The sequence below is a fragment of the Bifidobacterium sp. LH_230 genome (assembly GCF_056357555.1).
The window spans coordinates 50,526-66,318 of sequence record NZ_JBKEWJ010000002.1; the positions used below are offsets into that span (position 1 = coordinate 50,526).

The following is a 15,793-nucleotide window of genomic DNA, read 5'->3' on the forward strand; positions in this document are numbered from 1 at the left end:
TATCGATGTGTTTTGTGTGCACATTGATTGATAAGGGAGAATCTCGTGGTTTCCACAGAGAACAACGAACCTCAGACCGGCCAGCTTCAGGCCGAGCCGGCCGAGGGCCGTGACGGTGGCGTCACCCTGATGGATATGCTGCGGATCATCCGCAAGCATGTCATCGCCGCGATCATCACATTCGTGGTCGTATTCGCCGCGGTCTGCGCCTATACGCTGCTGACCCCGCCGAAGTACTCGTCCACGGCGCAGGTGTTCGCCACGTACAGCGATTCGGCGCCGAACAGCGGCGACATCTCGACCATCAACAGCGCAAGCTCCTACATTTCCAACCAGATCAAGTCGTACCCGACGCTGGCCACCACCGAATCGGTGCTGCAGCCGGTCATCGACGATCTGGGCCTGACCGTGACGGTCAAGCAGCTTGCCGCCCAGCTGACCGTGACCAACCCGTCTCAGACCGCGTTCGTCAACATCACGGTCGAGGACGCCTCCCCGCAGCAGTCCGCGGCCATCGCGAACGCCGTGGCCAAGTCGCTCAGTTCCGTGGTGCAGAACTCGTTGTATGCGTCCGATCAGAAGTCGCCGGTCAAGCTGTCGGTCGTGCAGCAGGCGTATGAGCCGACTTCGCCGAGCTCGCCGAAGGTGGCGCTCAACATGGCGATCGGCATCGTCGTCGGCGCCATCCTCGGCGTGTTCGTGGCGCTGATCAAGGACCTGCTGTCGACGCGCATCCAGGAGGCGCACGATCTGCAGGAGATCATCGACGCGCCGATCATGGGCCGTATTCCGGACGATGAGAACCTCAAGGGGTCCGTGCCGGTCATCATCTCCGCGCCGAGCAGCTCGATCGCCGAGGAATACCGCCGTATCCGCACCAACCTGTCGTTCACGCAGCCGGTCGAAGGCACCAAGTCCCGTCTGGTTGTGATCTCGTCCGTCAGCCCGAACGAAGGCAAGACGACCACGTCGTGCAACATCGCGGCGACCCTGGCCGAAAACGGCGCGAGCGTGCTGCTCATCGACGCCGATCTGCGTCACCCGTCCGTGGCCGACAAGCTCTCCCTTGAAGGCAACGCCGGCCTGGCCCACGTGCTGTCCGGCCAGGCCGCCGTCAAGGACGTCGTGCAGCGCTACTGGAAGCCGAACCTGCACATCATGCCCGCCGGCCCGAAGCCGCCGAACGCGTCCGCGCTGCTCAACTCGCTGACGATGAAGGAGCTGATCAAGCAGGCGCTCACGCAGTACGACTATGTGCTCGTCGACACCTCGCCGATGATCGTGGCCAACGACGCCGCCATCTTCGGCGCGATGGGCAACGGCATCGTGCTGGTCTCCGGCCGCGACGTGACCGATAAGCGCGAGCTGCGCGACATCGCCGCCCAGCTTGACAACCTCGACGTGTCGGTGACCGGTTTCGTCTTCAACTTCGCCAAGGAAAGCAAGAAGACGAGCAGCTACGGCAACTACTACTACGATGACGACGAGGAGTCGAACCGTAAGAAGGGCAAGAGCCGCAAGAAGTCCGGCGCTCGCCGCGCGAAGTGACCTGAGCTGATATAGGAAGGCCGCGGCACCCATGATTGTTGATGGGTGCCACGGCCTTCTGCGTTTGCGGGGGATATGAGGCGTTGTCAGGCGGTGGCCTTGGCGATTATGGTCAGGGCCTGGCTGATCTGGTCGTAGGCCTTCTGGAACACCGGGAAATCCTTGCGGTGCGGGTCCTCGATGGACATCGGGGCGGGCAGCATCGGGCGGATCATCGACGCGTTGTCGATGACCGATTCGATGCGCTCCTTGCGGGTCGCCCCGGTGATGAAGCCCTGCTGGGCGCAGTAGGCGCACATGTTCGCGAAATCGGGCAGCAGGAACGTGCGACGGCTGGCGCGCGGTGCGATCGTGGCGATGTCCTGACGCTGGTGCGGCTCGAAGCACAGGATCAGATCGGCCGAATCGGCCAGCTGCGGGGTGATTCGCTTGGAACGGAACGCGCTCGGGTCGATGCCGGCCTGCTCCATGAGCTTGGCGCTGGACGGGTCGATGGCATGCTGGTCGAGGCCGCGCGTGCCGGCGCTGTCCACTTCGATATCGGGATCATTGAGATAATGCGACAGCATCAGCTCGCCCATAGGGGAGCGGCAGATGTTACCGGTGCAGACGAAAAGAATCTTCATACCTACCACCATAGTTCGAGAAAGGGGGTTGCGCTGTCAGCGCGTGTTGGTTCCCGGGATCGGTCCGGGAAATCCCGGGAACCGGAATAATGACATACATGAACATTCGCACATCGATGTGCCTTGGAACATGGCCGTTCTGTGCGACAAAACGAACATGGCTGGTTCCCGGGATCGTTCGTGCGCAATCCCGGGAACCAGCCATGAGCTGCCGTGAGGCTCCGCTTAGCGCAGGGCGAGGTTCGCCGCGCCGATCAGACCGGCGTCCTGGCCGGCCGTGGCGGCGACGATCTTCGCGTGGCCGCGGTAGGCGCTGCCCTCAAGGAAACGCGCGTAGTTGTAGCGTGCCGGCTCGAGCAGGATGTCGCCGACGGCCACCACGCCGCCGCCGATCACGAAGATGTCCGGATCGAGGACCGCGGCGGTCGCGGCCATCGTGCGGCCCAGCCACTCGCCGATCTTGTTGAAGGCGTACAGGCCGAGCACATCGCCCTCCTGGGCGGCCTGCGAGACCATCGGGCCCTCCAGCTTGGTGATGTCGCCGCCGCACAGCTCCAGCAGGCGCTTGGCGTCCTGCGGGCGACGGCGGACGGCCGACTTGGCGAAGTTCTCGAGCGAGGTGCCCGAGGTGTAGCGTTCGGCGCAGCCGCGCAGACCGCAGCCGCAGTGGTCGCCGTCCGGGACCATCGGCAGGTGGCCGATCTCGGCGGCCATGCCGAAGGAGCCGCGGTACAGCTCGCCGTTGATGACGATCGCGCCGCCGAGGCCGGTGCCCACGGTCAGCGCCACCATGTTGCGACTGCCCTGGCCGGCGCCGTGCACGTATTCGCCCCAGCCGGCGCAGTTCGCGTCGTTCTCGATGATGACCGGCACCGCATGGTCGATGAGCTCGCCGATGTGCTCGGACAGGTCATAGTTGATCCAGGCCGGGATGTTCGCGGCGAAGGTCATGGTCTTGCGGTCCGCGCCGACGTTGCCGGCGGCGGAGACGCCGATCGCCTGAATGTCATGGCCGGCGGCGATGGCCTCGCGGTAGACGCTGGCGATGTTCTGGTTGATCGCATCGGCATCCATCGGGGTGGGCACGCGCCAACGCTGCACAATGGCATCGTTTTCATCGCACACGGCGGCGGCGATCTTGGTTCCTCCGATATCGACGGCAAGGGTGGACATGGCTCTCCTTTGATAGTTCCGAATGCCTGTAGACACTGGAATCATAACGGCGAGAGCAGACGATACGGAGATGTCGCGCGCGGATCGTCGACAAAACGTCGTGATTCGTATGTTGGGAGCGCTCACAGTCGGCGTGTCCTAATTACCGGTCGTCAAGCAAACGATGTCACCGGGATGGCGCGCGGTTCCGGATACGGTGCCGGGGCTCCACGGCAGAAGTGGCGATCGTTACGCGCGACGAATACTATTCGTACCAGAACCGATTGAGTCGTCCGGGGAGGAACCGATGAGCGTCAGACGAGTGATGGGCACCGAAACCGAATACGCCGTGTCGCGCGCCGACGGGCAGCACGCCAATCCCGTGCAGCTGTCTTTCGACGTGGTCGGCGCGGCAGCGACCGAACGCAACGCGCATATCCGCTGGGACTACCGGCAGGAGGACCCGGTCAACGACGCGCGCGGTACCAGACTCGAGCGTGCCGCGGCTCGTCCCGACATGCTCACCGACGCGCCGCAGCTCAACATCGTCAACGTGATCGCCGCCAACGGCGGCCGCGTCTACGTCGATCACGCGCATCCCGAATACTCCGCGCCCGAAACCACCGATCCGTTCGAGGCGGTGCGCTACGACCACGCCGGCGACATCATCATGCTGGCCGCCGCGCGCAAGGCCGCCGACGTCACCGGTCGTCCGATCGTGTTGCACCGCAACAACGTCGACGGCAAAGGAGCCAGCTGGGGCACGCACGAAAACTACATGATGCTGCGTTCGGTGCCGTTCGACACGGTCGCGCGACTCATGACCGCGCACTTCGTCACCCGGCAGATCTACACCGGCTCCGGCCGCGTCGGCATCGGCGAACACAGCGAAACGGACGGCTACCAGCTGAGCCAGCGCGCTGACTACTTCCACATGAAGGTCGGCTTGCAGACCACCTTCGACCGGCCGATCATCAACACGCGCGACGAATCGCACAGCACCGACCAATACCGTCGCCTGCACGTGATCGTCGGCGACGCGAACCGCATGGACGTGCCGCAGACGCTCAAGCTCGGCACGACCTCGATGCTGCTGTGGCTGGCCGAGCATGCCGACGAAGCCGGGCTTGACATGGACGATCTGTTCGAACAGATCGAACTTGCGGACCCGGTCGCCGCCATGCACGCCGTCTCGCACGACCTGACGCTCGCCGAACCGTTGCCGATGGAACACGGCGGCGCGATGACCGCGTGGCAGATACAGGTCGCATTGCGTGCCGCCGTCTACGCGGTGGCTGCAATGGTATACGGCACCGACACCAGCGGCGAGCCGGTCTGGCCCGACAAGCCGACGCGCTCGATCATGGCGATGTGGGGGCAGGCGCTCGCCGACACCGGCGCGATCCGGCACGCCGACGACGACCATCGACTGACGCTGAGCGCGGAGGCGAGCCGCATCGAATGGCTGTTCAAATGGCAGCTGCTCGAGAAACTGCGGCGCAAAAGCTCCGGCAGCTGGCACGACCCGAAGCTCAAGGCCGTTGATCTGAGCTGGGCCGCGCTCGATCCGGCGCGTTCGGTGTTCGCCAAGCTGCGCTCGCATACCGAACGGGTCAATACGGATACGCAGGTCGCCGCGGCGGCCGAACAGGCGCCCGAAGACACCCGCGCCTGGCTGCGTGCCGAAATCGTCAATCGGTATCCCGAGCAGGTCGTCGCCGCATCCTGGTCGCATCTGACGGTGCGCGCGCATCCCGACGCGGTGGACGACGTCGACTGGTACGGCAACGCCAGCCGTCCGCAGATCCGCCAATCCGATCTGTTCACGCTGGACATGTCCGACCCGCACCGGTTCGATCGAACAACGTGTGAACGGATTGTGGACGAATGTTCGAGCGCGGCGGAAACGCTGTCGAGGCTCTCTGCAATCATCACCACTTCCAGATAAAATCGAACATGGTAACTGTACATTTCGCACAAGGGCACAGAGGAAGACGGCACGCCGGGCTCTTGGCACCATGACCATCGAACATATACACGTAACGCCGGTAGCCGGCGGCAAACGAGGAGACACATGGAACTGAGAGAACTTGCTCTGGAGGTGGCGCGCATCGCGCAGGACGCGGGACGGCATGCGCTGGGCGACCAGATGAACCCGCGTGATCTCAAAGGGCTGCATCTGGCCGAAGACAAGCCGTCGACGCTGGATGTCGACGACCGTCTCGTGCGGTTCATCACCAACCGCATCTCGTACGTGGAGAACTTCAACGGGCTGTGGCAGGACCGTCCCGCCGAATGTCATCCGGGGGAGCGCTACTGGTGCGTGGGCAACATCGACGGCATCATCAACTACACGCGCAACATGCCCGAATGGGCCATCACGATCTCGCTGTTCGAGTTCAACGAGGAGCTGTCCGCCCAGCCGATCCTCGGCGTCGTGCACGCGCCCGGCCTTGGCCTGACCTATCTGGCCGCGCGCGGCCAGGGCGCCATCCGCATCCGCAAAACCGCGGTCGGCGAGAAACGCGAGAAGATCATGCCGTCCACCACCGCGCATCTGGAAGGATCGGTGGTCAGCTACGGCATGTCGTATGTTCCGTCCGAATCGAAGCGCGCGCTTGACGTGGTGAGCGCGATCGCCGGTCAGCCGGCCGACATCAAACGCATCGGCCCGGCCTCGCTCGACCTGTGCAAGGTCGCGGACGGCACCTACGACGCGTATTTCGAGCCACACCTGCACAAGTGGGACGTGCCCGCCGTGTCCGCCGGCGCGGTCGTGTGCTGGGAGGCACAGGCCAAGCTGCGCACGTGGAAGGGCGGCCAGGTGCATTGGCGCCGCGGCAACGACATCGTCGCGTCGAACGGCCTGATCATCGATGAGCTGCGGCCGTACCTGCAGTGACGAAACGGTTATGATCGTATCGTGATCGCCAACGATTGCTCCCCTCGGGTCCTTCCCAAGGGGAGCATGTCTGTTATGTAGGGATGGAGGGAGCTATGCCTCAGGAATTCGTGCAGGGCAAGGCCGAGCAGGCCGCCGAACAGCGCGAGGAAACCACGCGTGTGGAAGCCGCCAAGGCGCAGGAGGCCGGCGATGTGCTGGATTCGGTGCTTGACGACATCGAATCCGTGCTGGAGACCAATGCCGAGGAGTATGTGAACAGCTTCGTGCAAAAAGGCGGCGAGTGATGCCGCAGCTGCGCGACAGCGGCAACAGCGGGCCGGGCGCGACGGTGCCGCTGTCCCCGCAGTTCGAAGGATTCGCCCGAATATTCGGCGTGGAGACCGAATACGGTGTATCGGTGACCGGCGCGAGCCGGCCGGTCGACGCCGGTCAGGTCGCGATGATGATGTTTCAGCCGATCGTCTCGCGGTCGCGCTCCACGAACACGTATCTGACCAATGGCTCGCGCCTCTATCTCGACGTCGGATCGCACCCCGAATACGCGACCGCCGAAGCCCGGGACCCCAAGGATGCGCTCGCTCAGGACTTGGCTGGCGAACTGGTGATGCGCCGGCTCGCGGCACAGGCCCAGCAGCGGCTGCGTGACGGCGGATACGGCGAGCGCCTGCGCGTGCATGTGTTCAAGAACAACGCCGATTCGGCCGGTCATTCGTTCGGATGCCATGAGAACTATCTGGTTCGCCGGTTCGTCTCGCTTGAACAGGTCGAACATGAGCTGTTGCCGTTTCTCATCACCCGGCAGCTGTACACGGGTGCCGGCCGTGTCACCGACGAGGGATTCGAGATCACGCAGCGGGCGGATTATCTGGACGAGGCGGTATCTTCGGCCACCACGCGGTCGCGTCCGATGGTCAACACGCGTGACGAGCCGCACGCCGATCCGGAGGAGTTCCGCCGTCTGCATGTGATCATCGGGGATTCGAACCGTTCGCAGTGGGCGACGTGGATGAAGCTCGCCGTGACTCATCTGGTGCTGTGCGTGATCGAGGAGGCGGCTCGTCGGGGACAGGACAGTGGTTTCGCATCGTTCGCGCTGGCCGATGCCGGGGCTGCGAATCGTGCGGTCAGTCGTGACCTGACCTGCCGCACGGCGCGGCTGCGATTGGCCGACGGCCGCGACGTGGGCGCGTTGGACATCCAGCGTGGCTATCTGCGGATCGTCGAACGGTTCATGCGCGACCATGCCGACGCGATGAACGCGGCGTTGCCGCATGATACGGCGGACCGTATTCTCAGCGAATGGCGGCACGTGCTGTCTGTCCTGGAGTCCGCCCGCAGCGCCGATCTGGCCGACCGCATCGACTGGGCGGCGAAACTGCGCCTGTTCGACGCTCTGCAGGCCCGGCATGCCGGCAAGGTTGCGCAATCGAAGCTCGAACAGCTTGACATGGATTACCATGACATCGTCAATGGAACGCTGTATGACTCTCTGCTGCGGCGGGGCGCGATGATGCGACTGGTGGATGATCGGGATGCGCGGCAGGCGCTGACCGATCCTCCGGCCGATACGAGGGCCGCGCTGCGCGGACGGTTCGTCGCCGCAGCGTTGGCGTCCGGTGCGCAGTTCTCCTGCGATTGGACGAGAGTGACGCTGACCGGCTCCGAACATCGCGAAGTCGTGATGCTGGACCCGTTCGCGGGAGAGCCGACCGCGGAATACGAACAACTGATGCGCGCGCTGTAGCCGTGGAACGCCGGTCGAACGCGCTGCGGATATAAATACGGGATATGAATAAGCCCCGACCGTCTATGGTCGGGGCTTTCTCGTCAGTCGTTGCCGAGACTACCGAGCGGAACCGCTTACTCGGTGATTCACTCGGTGACGGCCTTCTTCAGCAGGGAGCCAGCGGAGATGCGCACGCCGTAGGTGGCCGGGATCTCGATGGTCTCGCCGGTACGCGGGTTGCGACCGGTACGGGCGGCACGCTTGACGCGCTCAGCGGAGAACAGACCGGTCAGCTTCAGGCCTTCGCCGGACTGCATGGCCTCGACGAACACGTCCTGGAAAGCGTTGACAGCCGCCTCGGCCTGGGCCTTGGTCAGGTTGGACTTCTGGGCGATCTTCGAGACGAGATCAGACTTGTTGTATGCCATAAAGCATCCTTCTTGAGTCAGGGAATGGTCCTCCTAGGTCGAACCATTCACACGTTCATACTGAATAATAGCGCACGATCTTGCCAAATACCGCATTTTTCAAGGGTTTTCGAGTGAATTTACCCTGAAACCGGCATATTTGGACACCGAGGACCCCATATCACCCGCAGGGACTGTCCGATTGCCCCGCAAAGGGCTTGAACATTGGGCTGAGAGGGGATGCCGACCATTGGAACACACGATGTCAGATGAGGTTGCGCTTGTCCAGCCAGCGCATCGCGCCCGCGCCCAGCGGGATACGAATCCAGAAGAACACCACGCGGTACAGCAGCGTGGCGGACAATGCGACGCCGGCCGGCACGCCCATCGCGCCGAACGACACCGTCAGCGCCGCCTCGACGCCGCCCAGACCGCCCGGGGTCGGCACCGAGGAGCCGATCGCATTGGCGATCATGAAGATGAAGAACGTTTCGATCGGATTGGTCATCTGACCGAACGCCAGCAGCGCCGCCCAGAATCCCAGTCCCGTCGCGATGTTGAGGATCAGCATGCCGACGATGCCGGGCAGCAGCTTCACCGGATCGGACAGGATGTCGATCAGCTGGCGGGCGTACGCCTTCACCAACGGCAGCACGGTGCGGGCGACGAAATGACGCACCGGGGGAATCATCATCGCCACGGCGAGCGCCATCAGCACGATGCCGAGCACCACGATCAGCGTGTTCGTCGGAATCATGCTGCTCAACGCGTCGCTGCCGGTGAACAGGCCGACCAGCACCGTCAGCAGCACGGTGCCGACGTAATACACGACCAGCACGGCGCCCATGATCGCGGTGGCGGCGGTGTTGCGGTATCCGCTTTTGCGCAGGAACTGCAGGTTCACGAACGCCGGGCCGACGCCGGCCGGCATCGACACCATCGCGAAGCTCTGCGCCACCTGCGACATGAATACGCCCATAGGGCTGCGCTTGTCCTTATCCACAAACGCACCGAGTTCCAACGCCGATCCTAGCCATGCGATCAGGCCGAGCAGCAGACACAGCACGGCCATCATCGGGTTCGCGTTGCGGACGGCGGAGATCACCTCGTCAGGCTTGAGCTGCGTGAACACCACCGATACGGCGACGACCATCAGCGCGATGCCGACGAACGACCGCAGACTGAACCGCGACAACGTCACCGGTTCCATCGTCTCGGCCGTATCCTGCGGCACCAGATCATGCAGCCGCGCACGCAGGTCATCGAGCATATGCCTGTCCCAGCCGTCCAAATCGCGCGTCGCCTTGGGCACGGCCGCCTTCTGCACGAACGGGATCAAGGCCGTGACCGTATCGTCGCCCCACACGGAGCGTCCGGCCGCGACCGCACGTTCCGGCCCGATCAGCACGGCCAGCAGGATCAGCAGCTGCACCTGGTCGAGCGCGACGTTCGCCGGCGTGCTCGCGTCGTCGCCGTTCTGCCAGCCGGCGATGATCGGCGTGCCGGACTCCAGGCGAGCCAACGTGTCCGGGGTGATACGCCGGTGCGTGTATCCTCGCCGGTTCGCCACCGACAGGAACCGCATGAACGCGACGGCATCCTCGTCGCTGATCGTATTGCGGTTGCATTCGTGGATCGCGTCGCTGCCCTGCAATACCAGAATCGACGATTCGCCAGTATCGGCCACGCCGTAGACGCGCGGCGTGGGCAGACCGCAGTTCTTCAGCCCGAGCAGCATCGCCATATGATGCTGGGTCGCCTCGCGCGGCGAACGGTCGCGTCGCGTGGATACGCCGGTGAACCTGATCCACTGCCACAGCTGGCGCATGTAGCCGGCCGTATGCGACTGGCTGTCCAGTACGGAGATCACGAAATGGCGGCCGCGGTCGTCTTCGGCGTCATAGCGGCGGGATCGTTCGACCAGATCGTCGTCGAGCGCCGTTTTGAGTCCGGTGTCGATGCCGTCGCCGTCGACATGACGCGTCAGACGCGTCAGATGCAGGTCGATGCCGGCCAACGCCTGCACCAGCTCCTCGCCCCACACGCCCTGGTTCTTCGTGCCGACCGCGAACCGCAGCAGCATGCCGATCAGTCGGCCGACCGCGAACGACACCAGCACGCCGGACACCGAATTGACCGACAGCAGCACCAGCAGCGTGGCCACGGCGTACAGGATGTTCCATCCCCATTTGACGGTGGAGCGCGTGCGCCTGGGGCCGCCTGCGGTCAGCAGCGCGGCCGCCCCCGCATAGAAATCGGGCAGGAGGCTGGCTCCGGTCCAACTGTTCGGCGAGCTCAACGCCGAAACCAGCGTGGCATCGCCGAACCGGGATACGGCCAGCGATATGCCCCATACGGCGCCCAAGGCGCCGAACATCGCCAGCACCGACAGCGCGGCCTGCATCCACGCGCGGCTGAACAGCAGTTGCGCGACCACCATCACCACGATCGACACGATCGACAGTTGTTGCAGAAGCGTTACCGGCAGGTCGATCATCCAATTGAGCGCCTGGCCGGCCGTATGCGCATCCGTCTCCACGCCGGCGGTGATGCCGTGCAGGTACATGGCCGACAGCATCGCAACGGCCGCAAGCAGCACGGATGCTCCGGCCCGCAGCAGATCGCCGGCGTCGTGGATGCGCTTCGGCGGCACGTCGTCGATAACGGTCGTACTGGTCTGTTCCATCGTTTCGTCCATCATCGTCCGATCATCGTTCGTAAAACGCGATTCCGCCGGCGAGACGGTGCGCTCGCCGGCGGAATCGGCCGCGTGGAGCTGATATCATCAGTGTCACGCTTGATTGGTTGGGAGTAGGGGAGTCAGCGTAGGTCGGCGCTGACGGATCGCGGGTCAGCGGTCGAAATCGACCAGCTTGCTCGCCACGCCCGTGTACGTGGCCGGGGTGAGCGCCTTGAGACGCGCCGCGGTCTCGGGATCGAAGGACTGCTGGTCGATGAACGCCTCGACCTGTGCGCGGTTGATCTCGTGGCCGCGCATCAACTCCTTGACCTTCTCGTACGGCTTGTCCATGCCCGGCAGGCCTCGCAGTTCGCAGGCGCGCATCGCGGTCTGGATCGGCTCGCCGAGCACCTCCCAGTTCTCGTCCAGCTCGCGCGAGATCACATGGTCGTTCGGATGAATGGACTTCAAGCCGCCCATCAGGTTGTACAGGGCCAGCTGCGAGTAGCCGAGCGCCGAACCGATGTTGCGCTGCGTGGTCGAATCGGTCAGATCGCGCTGCCAGCGGGACTCCACGAGCGTGGCCGACAGGGTGTCGAGTAGCGAGCAGGAGATCTCGAAGTTGGCCTCGGCGTTCTCGAAACGGATCGGGTTGACCTTGTGCGGCATCGTGGACGAGCCGGTCGCGCCCTTGACCGGCACCTGAGCGAACACGCCGCGCGAGATGTACATCCACACGTCCACGCACAGGTTGTGCATGATGCGGTTCGCGTGGGAGACGGTCGAATACAGCTCTGCCTGCCAGTCATGGGATTCGATCTGCGTGGTCAGCGGATTCCAGGTCAGTCCCATGCGGTTCGTGACGAACTCGCGCGAGACGGCGATCCAGTCGACGTCCGGGCAGGCGGCCAGATGCGCGCCGAACGTGCCGGTCGCGCCATTGATCTTGCCCAGGTACTCCTGGTTTTCGATGTGCTTCAGCTGGCGGTTGAGACGGTAGACGTAGACCGCGAGCTCCTTGCCGAGCGTGGTCGGCGTGGCCGGCTGGCCGTGCGTGAGGCTCAGCAGCGCCTTGTCGCGGTACTCGTCGGCCTTTTCGGCCAGATGATCGATGATCTCCTTGAACGCCGGGGTCCACACCTGCTCCATCGCGTTTTTCACGCAACGGGCGATCGACAGGTTGTTGATGTCCTCGGACGTGCAGGCGATGTGCACGAGGGTCTTGAGCGCGTCGTTGATGTTCGCGAGCTCGGCCGGGGCCTTGTCGATCTGGTCGTCGATGTAGTACTCCACGGCCTTCACGTCGTGGTGGGTGACGGCCTCGTGCGCGGCATGCTGCTTGATGCCCTCGGCGCCGAAATCCTCGGGGATCGCGCGCAGGAACGCCTGCTCGGCCTCGGTGAACGGCTTGACGCCGTCGACGATCGGCTGGTTGCCGTTGCCGTCGAAGCCGTTCGCCAGCAGGATCATCCATTCGACCTCGACGCGCATGCGCTCGCGGTTCAGGGCCGGCTCGCTCAGGTATTCGACGAGCGGGGCGGTGGCGTTGTGGTAACGGCCGTCGAGCGGGGTCAATGCGATTGCGGGGGAAATATCAGTAAGCTTCATGGATTCTAGGGTACTTCCAGCCGTGAACCGGGCGGTGTCGTATGCTGAATGATTGTGAACGAAGCGCGCATATTGGTGATTGAGGACGATGCGGACATCAACGAGGTGACGTGCACGCGGCTGGAACGTGCCGGATTCGACTGCACGGCCGCATACTCCGGTTCGGAGGCGCGGCTGTTGCTGGAACGCGGTGCGGCCGGACCGTCGACCGGCCGTGACGGCGATGATGCCGGCTGCGGGTTCGACTGCATCGTCACCGATCTCATGCTGCCCGGATTGAACGGGGAACAATTGGTGACGATGCTGCGCGAGAACGGGACCGGCGTGCCGATCATCGTGATCTCCGCGCGCGACACCGTCGCCGACCGCGTGGCCCTGCTCAAACTCGGCGCCGACGACTATCTCGTCAAACCGTTCGACCTGGACGAACTCGTCGTGCGCGTCGAAGCCCAACTGCGCGGCCGCGGCTACGCTCACGGCCTCGCAACCGGCTCGGCTCCCTCGACCGAACAGGTGACGGCACCGGTCGCTTCGGACGATCACATGCCCGCTCTTATCGCCGGCCGCTGGACTCTCAACCCCGCCGCCCGCGCATTCGCCATCGACGATAAGCCGGTATCCCTCACCAACACCGAATTCAACATCGTCGAACTGCTCATGGCCCATCCCAACACGGTCTTCACCAAACAGCAGGTCTACGAACTGTGCTGGGGCGAGCCGTACATGATCGACGACAACACCGTCACCGCGCATGTGAGCAAGATCCGCGCCAAATTGAAGCCCTCCGGCACCGACTCGTACATCACAACCGTCTGGGGACTCGGCTTCAAGCTCAACGTGTGATCGCCGTCGTGCGTCATGATTTCGCAAGACTTTCGCAAGATTTCTGCGAGACTTGCGCGACGGTTGCGCAAGATCCGTTCCGTACAGTGAGTCTCATCGTCCGGAACACCGAGGGAAAGGAACGGAAGATGGACGCGATTCGCATACGGTCGCTTGCCAAACGGTACGCCGGCAAGCGTGTGGTCGACCATTTCGACATGACCGTGCCGCAAGGCGCGATCTACGGATTCGTCGGCAAGAACGGCGCAGGCAAGTCCACCGTGATGAAGATGATCGCCGGACTCGCCATGCCGGGCGACGGCGAGATCGCACTGTTCGGCAACGCGGCCAACGGGGCCGGTGGTTCGTCCGGCGGCGTGCAGCGCGTCGGCGCATTGATCGAGAACCCCGGTCTGCTGCCGCACATGAACGCCTTCGACACGATGATGGCACAGGCGCTCGCGCTTGGCGTGGCCGACCCGAAACCCGTCTGCCGCGACCTGCTCGACCAGGTCGGTCTCGGCAACGTCGGCCGCAAGAAGACGGGAGGCTTCTCGCTCGGCATGAAACAGCGGCTCGGACTGGCGCTCGCCCTCGTCGGCGGGCCGGACCTGCTCCTGCTCGACGAACCGCTCAACGGCCTCGACCCGGACGGCGCGCGCACCATGCGCAACTACCTCGTCCAACTCAACCAGCAGCGCGGCATCACCATCGTCATCAGCTCGCACGTGCTCGACCAGTTGGAACGCATGTGCACCCACTACGGCGTCATCGCGAACGGCCATATGGTGCGCGAAATGACCGCCGAACAGGTGCAGGCCGAATGCGGCGACAGCCTCACCGTACGCACCGCAGACACCGCGACCGCGCTCGCCATCCTCGAAGAGCGTCTGACGGGCAACCCGGCCGCCCCGGTGCGCTTCGCCGCCGAACCGGACGGCTCGATCACCATATCCGGCGGATTCGATGCGGCCGAAGTCTCGCGCGTATTGCATGACGCGAACCAGACCGTTCTCGAACTGTCCGCGAAATCACGAGACATGGAAGACTATTTCGTCGCCCTTATGGACGGCGCTCGCACGGAAGGGAACCTGCGATGATCAACCTGTTGCGTTCCGACCTGTACCGACTCATTCACGGCCGCAAATTCTGGGTCGTCACCATTTTGGTCGTCCTGCTGACCGCAGGCCTGCTCACCACGCTGATGCTGCTCGGCGCCGCCACCGGAACCGCGCAGACCGATACCGACGGCGTTTCGGTCACGACCAATGCCGCCTCCGGCTTGGCGGCATCCACCCGCATGATGGACTCGCATACCGCGATGCTGTCCAGTTCGGGACTGGGCAACGGTTCCGTACTGTCCATGATCGTCGCGGTGCTTGCCGTACTGGCCGTGATGGATGACTGGGATGCCGGTTTCGTCAAGAATCTCATCGCCGGCCGTCGCGGCCAAACATCATACGTCGCCGGCCGACTGCTGCTGGCCGCGCTGCTGGCCGCATGGAACATGGTCGTGACGATCGTCTCGCTCGAGCTGGCGTGCCTGGCGCTTGGTGTCCGGTTCCGCCACACGGAAAGCCTCAGCGCCTATCTGGGATTCTGCGGGTTGAAGATGCTGGGCGTGGTCACGTTCGTGCTGATCGTCGTCGCATTGGCGATGATCGTGCGCAGCAAGGCGTTCGGCATCGCCGCCGCGGTGCTTGTCGGCGCGGGCATCCTGGGATCGCTGCTGAACATCGTCCTGTCGGTGATCGCCGCGTATGCGCCGTGGGTCGGACAGCTTACGCAGTGGTTGCCGTCGAACAACGCGAAACTGTATGCCGACAGCGCGGGCCTGTTCGCCACGGCGGCCGGCGGCGTGTCGCTCGGCATGCCGGTCTGGGCGCACGCGCTGATCTGCTTCGCCGGCTGGATCATCCTGTCCGTCGGCGCGGCCCTCCTCGTCAACCGCCATCGTGACGTGTGTTGAGCTTCATGGCTTGGCTTGAGACGTACTTGCGTCTGTTGTAGTTTTCGCGGTGGCCGCGGCTGGCAGGCATAACCTGTTCCCGACACGCTCCGGGCCGCTCGGCCAAGTCTTACGGTCGGGCACAGGATATGCCTGCCAGCCGCTCGGTATCGTTGATAAGTTACGTAGATCGAACTCAGGTTGAGTTTCACAAAACGTAACGATTACATGCAAGAGAGCGTGGGGCGGCGGGATGCATATTGTGACCGTAAGACTTGGCCGAGCGGCCTGGAGCGTGTCGCAATATGCATCCCGCCGCCCCACGCGGCAACGCTGGGACCAAACATACACGAGCAAGATGAAACGTAGGA

Annotated in this window: 13 protein-coding genes; 8 read left to right on the forward strand and 5 right to left on the reverse strand. The window is 64.0% G+C overall.

Annotation, left to right across the window (positions count from 1 at the left end; all coding sequences use genetic code 11):
* Positions 1 to 45 precede the first annotated feature (45 nt).
* Positions 46 to 1,548: a tyrosine-protein kinase domain-containing protein gene (locus tag AC1A0G_RS01290; RefSeq protein WP_476526908.1), complete on the forward strand. Its 1,503-nt coding sequence runs from the start codon at positions 46 to 48 to the stop codon at positions 1,546 to 1,548.
* 86 nt (positions 1,549 to 1,634) lie between these two features.
* Here AC1A0G_RS01290 and AC1A0G_RS01295 read toward each other — a convergent pair whose 3' ends face one another.
* Complete coding sequence (locus tag AC1A0G_RS01295) at positions 1,635 to 2,174, reverse strand: arsenate reductase/protein-tyrosine-phosphatase family protein (protein WP_476526910.1); 540 nt, start codon at positions 2,172 to 2,174, stop codon at positions 1,635 to 1,637.
* Positions 2,175 to 2,399: 225 nt separating this feature from the next.
* The gene (locus AC1A0G_RS01300) at positions 2,400 to 3,347 is read right to left on the reverse strand and encodes an ROK family glucokinase (protein WP_476526912.1); all 948 of its coding nucleotides are present in this window, start codon (positions 3,345 to 3,347) and stop codon (positions 2,400 to 2,402) included.
* Positions 3,348 to 3,633: 286 nt separating this feature from the next.
* Between AC1A0G_RS01300 and dop the strand changes: the two genes are divergently transcribed.
* From dop to pafA, 4 genes are all read left to right on the forward strand, one after another.
* The gene (gene dop, locus AC1A0G_RS01305; RefSeq protein ID WP_476526914.1) at positions 3,634 to 5,274 is read left to right on the forward strand and encodes a depupylase/deamidase Dop; all 1,641 of its coding nucleotides are present in this window, start codon (positions 3,634 to 3,636) and stop codon (positions 5,272 to 5,274) included.
* A gap of 126 nt (positions 5,275 to 5,400) precedes the next feature.
* A complete protein-coding gene (locus AC1A0G_RS01310; RefSeq protein ID WP_476526916.1) occupies positions 5,401 to 6,228 on the forward strand; it encodes an inositol monophosphatase family protein in 828 nt (275 codons plus the stop codon).
* Between the two features lie 95 nt (positions 6,229 to 6,323).
* A complete protein-coding gene (locus tag AC1A0G_RS01315) occupies positions 6,324 to 6,515 on the forward strand; it encodes a ubiquitin-like protein Pup (RefSeq protein ID WP_476526917.1) in 192 nt (63 codons plus the stop codon).
* Entirely contained in the window at positions 6,515 to 7,975 is a 1,461-nt protein-coding gene (gene pafA, locus AC1A0G_RS01320; RefSeq protein ID WP_476526919.1) for a Pup--protein ligase, read from the forward strand. The genes AC1A0G_RS01315 and pafA overlap by 1 nt, the downstream gene beginning before the upstream one ends.
* A 128-nt stretch (positions 7,976 to 8,103) precedes the next feature.
* On the opposite strand, the gene AC1A0G_RS01325 is transcribed toward pafA, so the two are convergent.
* From AC1A0G_RS01325 to purB, 3 genes are all read right to left on the reverse strand, one after another.
* Positions 8,104 to 8,385, reverse strand: a complete 282-nt coding sequence (locus tag AC1A0G_RS01325; protein WP_094730650.1) for an HU family DNA-binding protein — start codon at positions 8,383 to 8,385, stop codon at positions 8,104 to 8,106.
* A gap of 244 nt (positions 8,386 to 8,629) precedes the next feature.
* Positions 8,630 to 11,050 carry a lysylphosphatidylglycerol synthase transmembrane domain-containing protein gene (locus tag AC1A0G_RS01330; RefSeq protein ID WP_476526921.1) on the reverse strand — a complete coding sequence of 807 codons (2,421 nt, stop codon included), beginning with the start codon at positions 11,048 to 11,050 and terminating at the stop codon, positions 8,630 to 8,632.
* 165 nt (positions 11,051 to 11,215) lie between these two features.
* Entirely contained in the window at positions 11,216 to 12,652 is a 1,437-nt protein-coding gene (gene purB / locus AC1A0G_RS01335) for an adenylosuccinate lyase (protein WP_476526922.1), read from the reverse strand.
* Between the two features lie 48 nt (positions 12,653 to 12,700).
* Between purB and AC1A0G_RS01340 the strand changes: the two genes are divergently transcribed.
* The 3 genes from AC1A0G_RS01340 to AC1A0G_RS01350 all read left to right on the forward strand — a co-directional run bounded on the left by AC1A0G_RS01340 (position 12,701) and on the right by AC1A0G_RS01350 (position 15,443).
* Positions 12,701 to 13,495, forward strand: coding sequence for a response regulator transcription factor (locus tag AC1A0G_RS01340; protein ID WP_476526924.1), 795 nt, complete (start codon positions 12,701 to 12,703; stop codon positions 13,493 to 13,495).
* A 128-nt stretch (positions 13,496 to 13,623) separates the two neighbouring features.
* Positions 13,624 to 14,574, forward strand: coding sequence for an ATP-binding cassette domain-containing protein (locus tag AC1A0G_RS01345; protein ID WP_476526926.1), 951 nt, complete (start codon positions 13,624 to 13,626; stop codon positions 14,572 to 14,574).
* Positions 14,571 to 15,443, forward strand: a complete 873-nt coding sequence (locus tag AC1A0G_RS01350; RefSeq protein WP_476526928.1) for a hypothetical protein — start codon at positions 14,571 to 14,573, stop codon at positions 15,441 to 15,443. Before AC1A0G_RS01345 ends, AC1A0G_RS01350 begins: the two co-directional genes overlap by 4 nt.
* Positions 15,444 to 15,793: the final 350 nt, after the last annotated feature.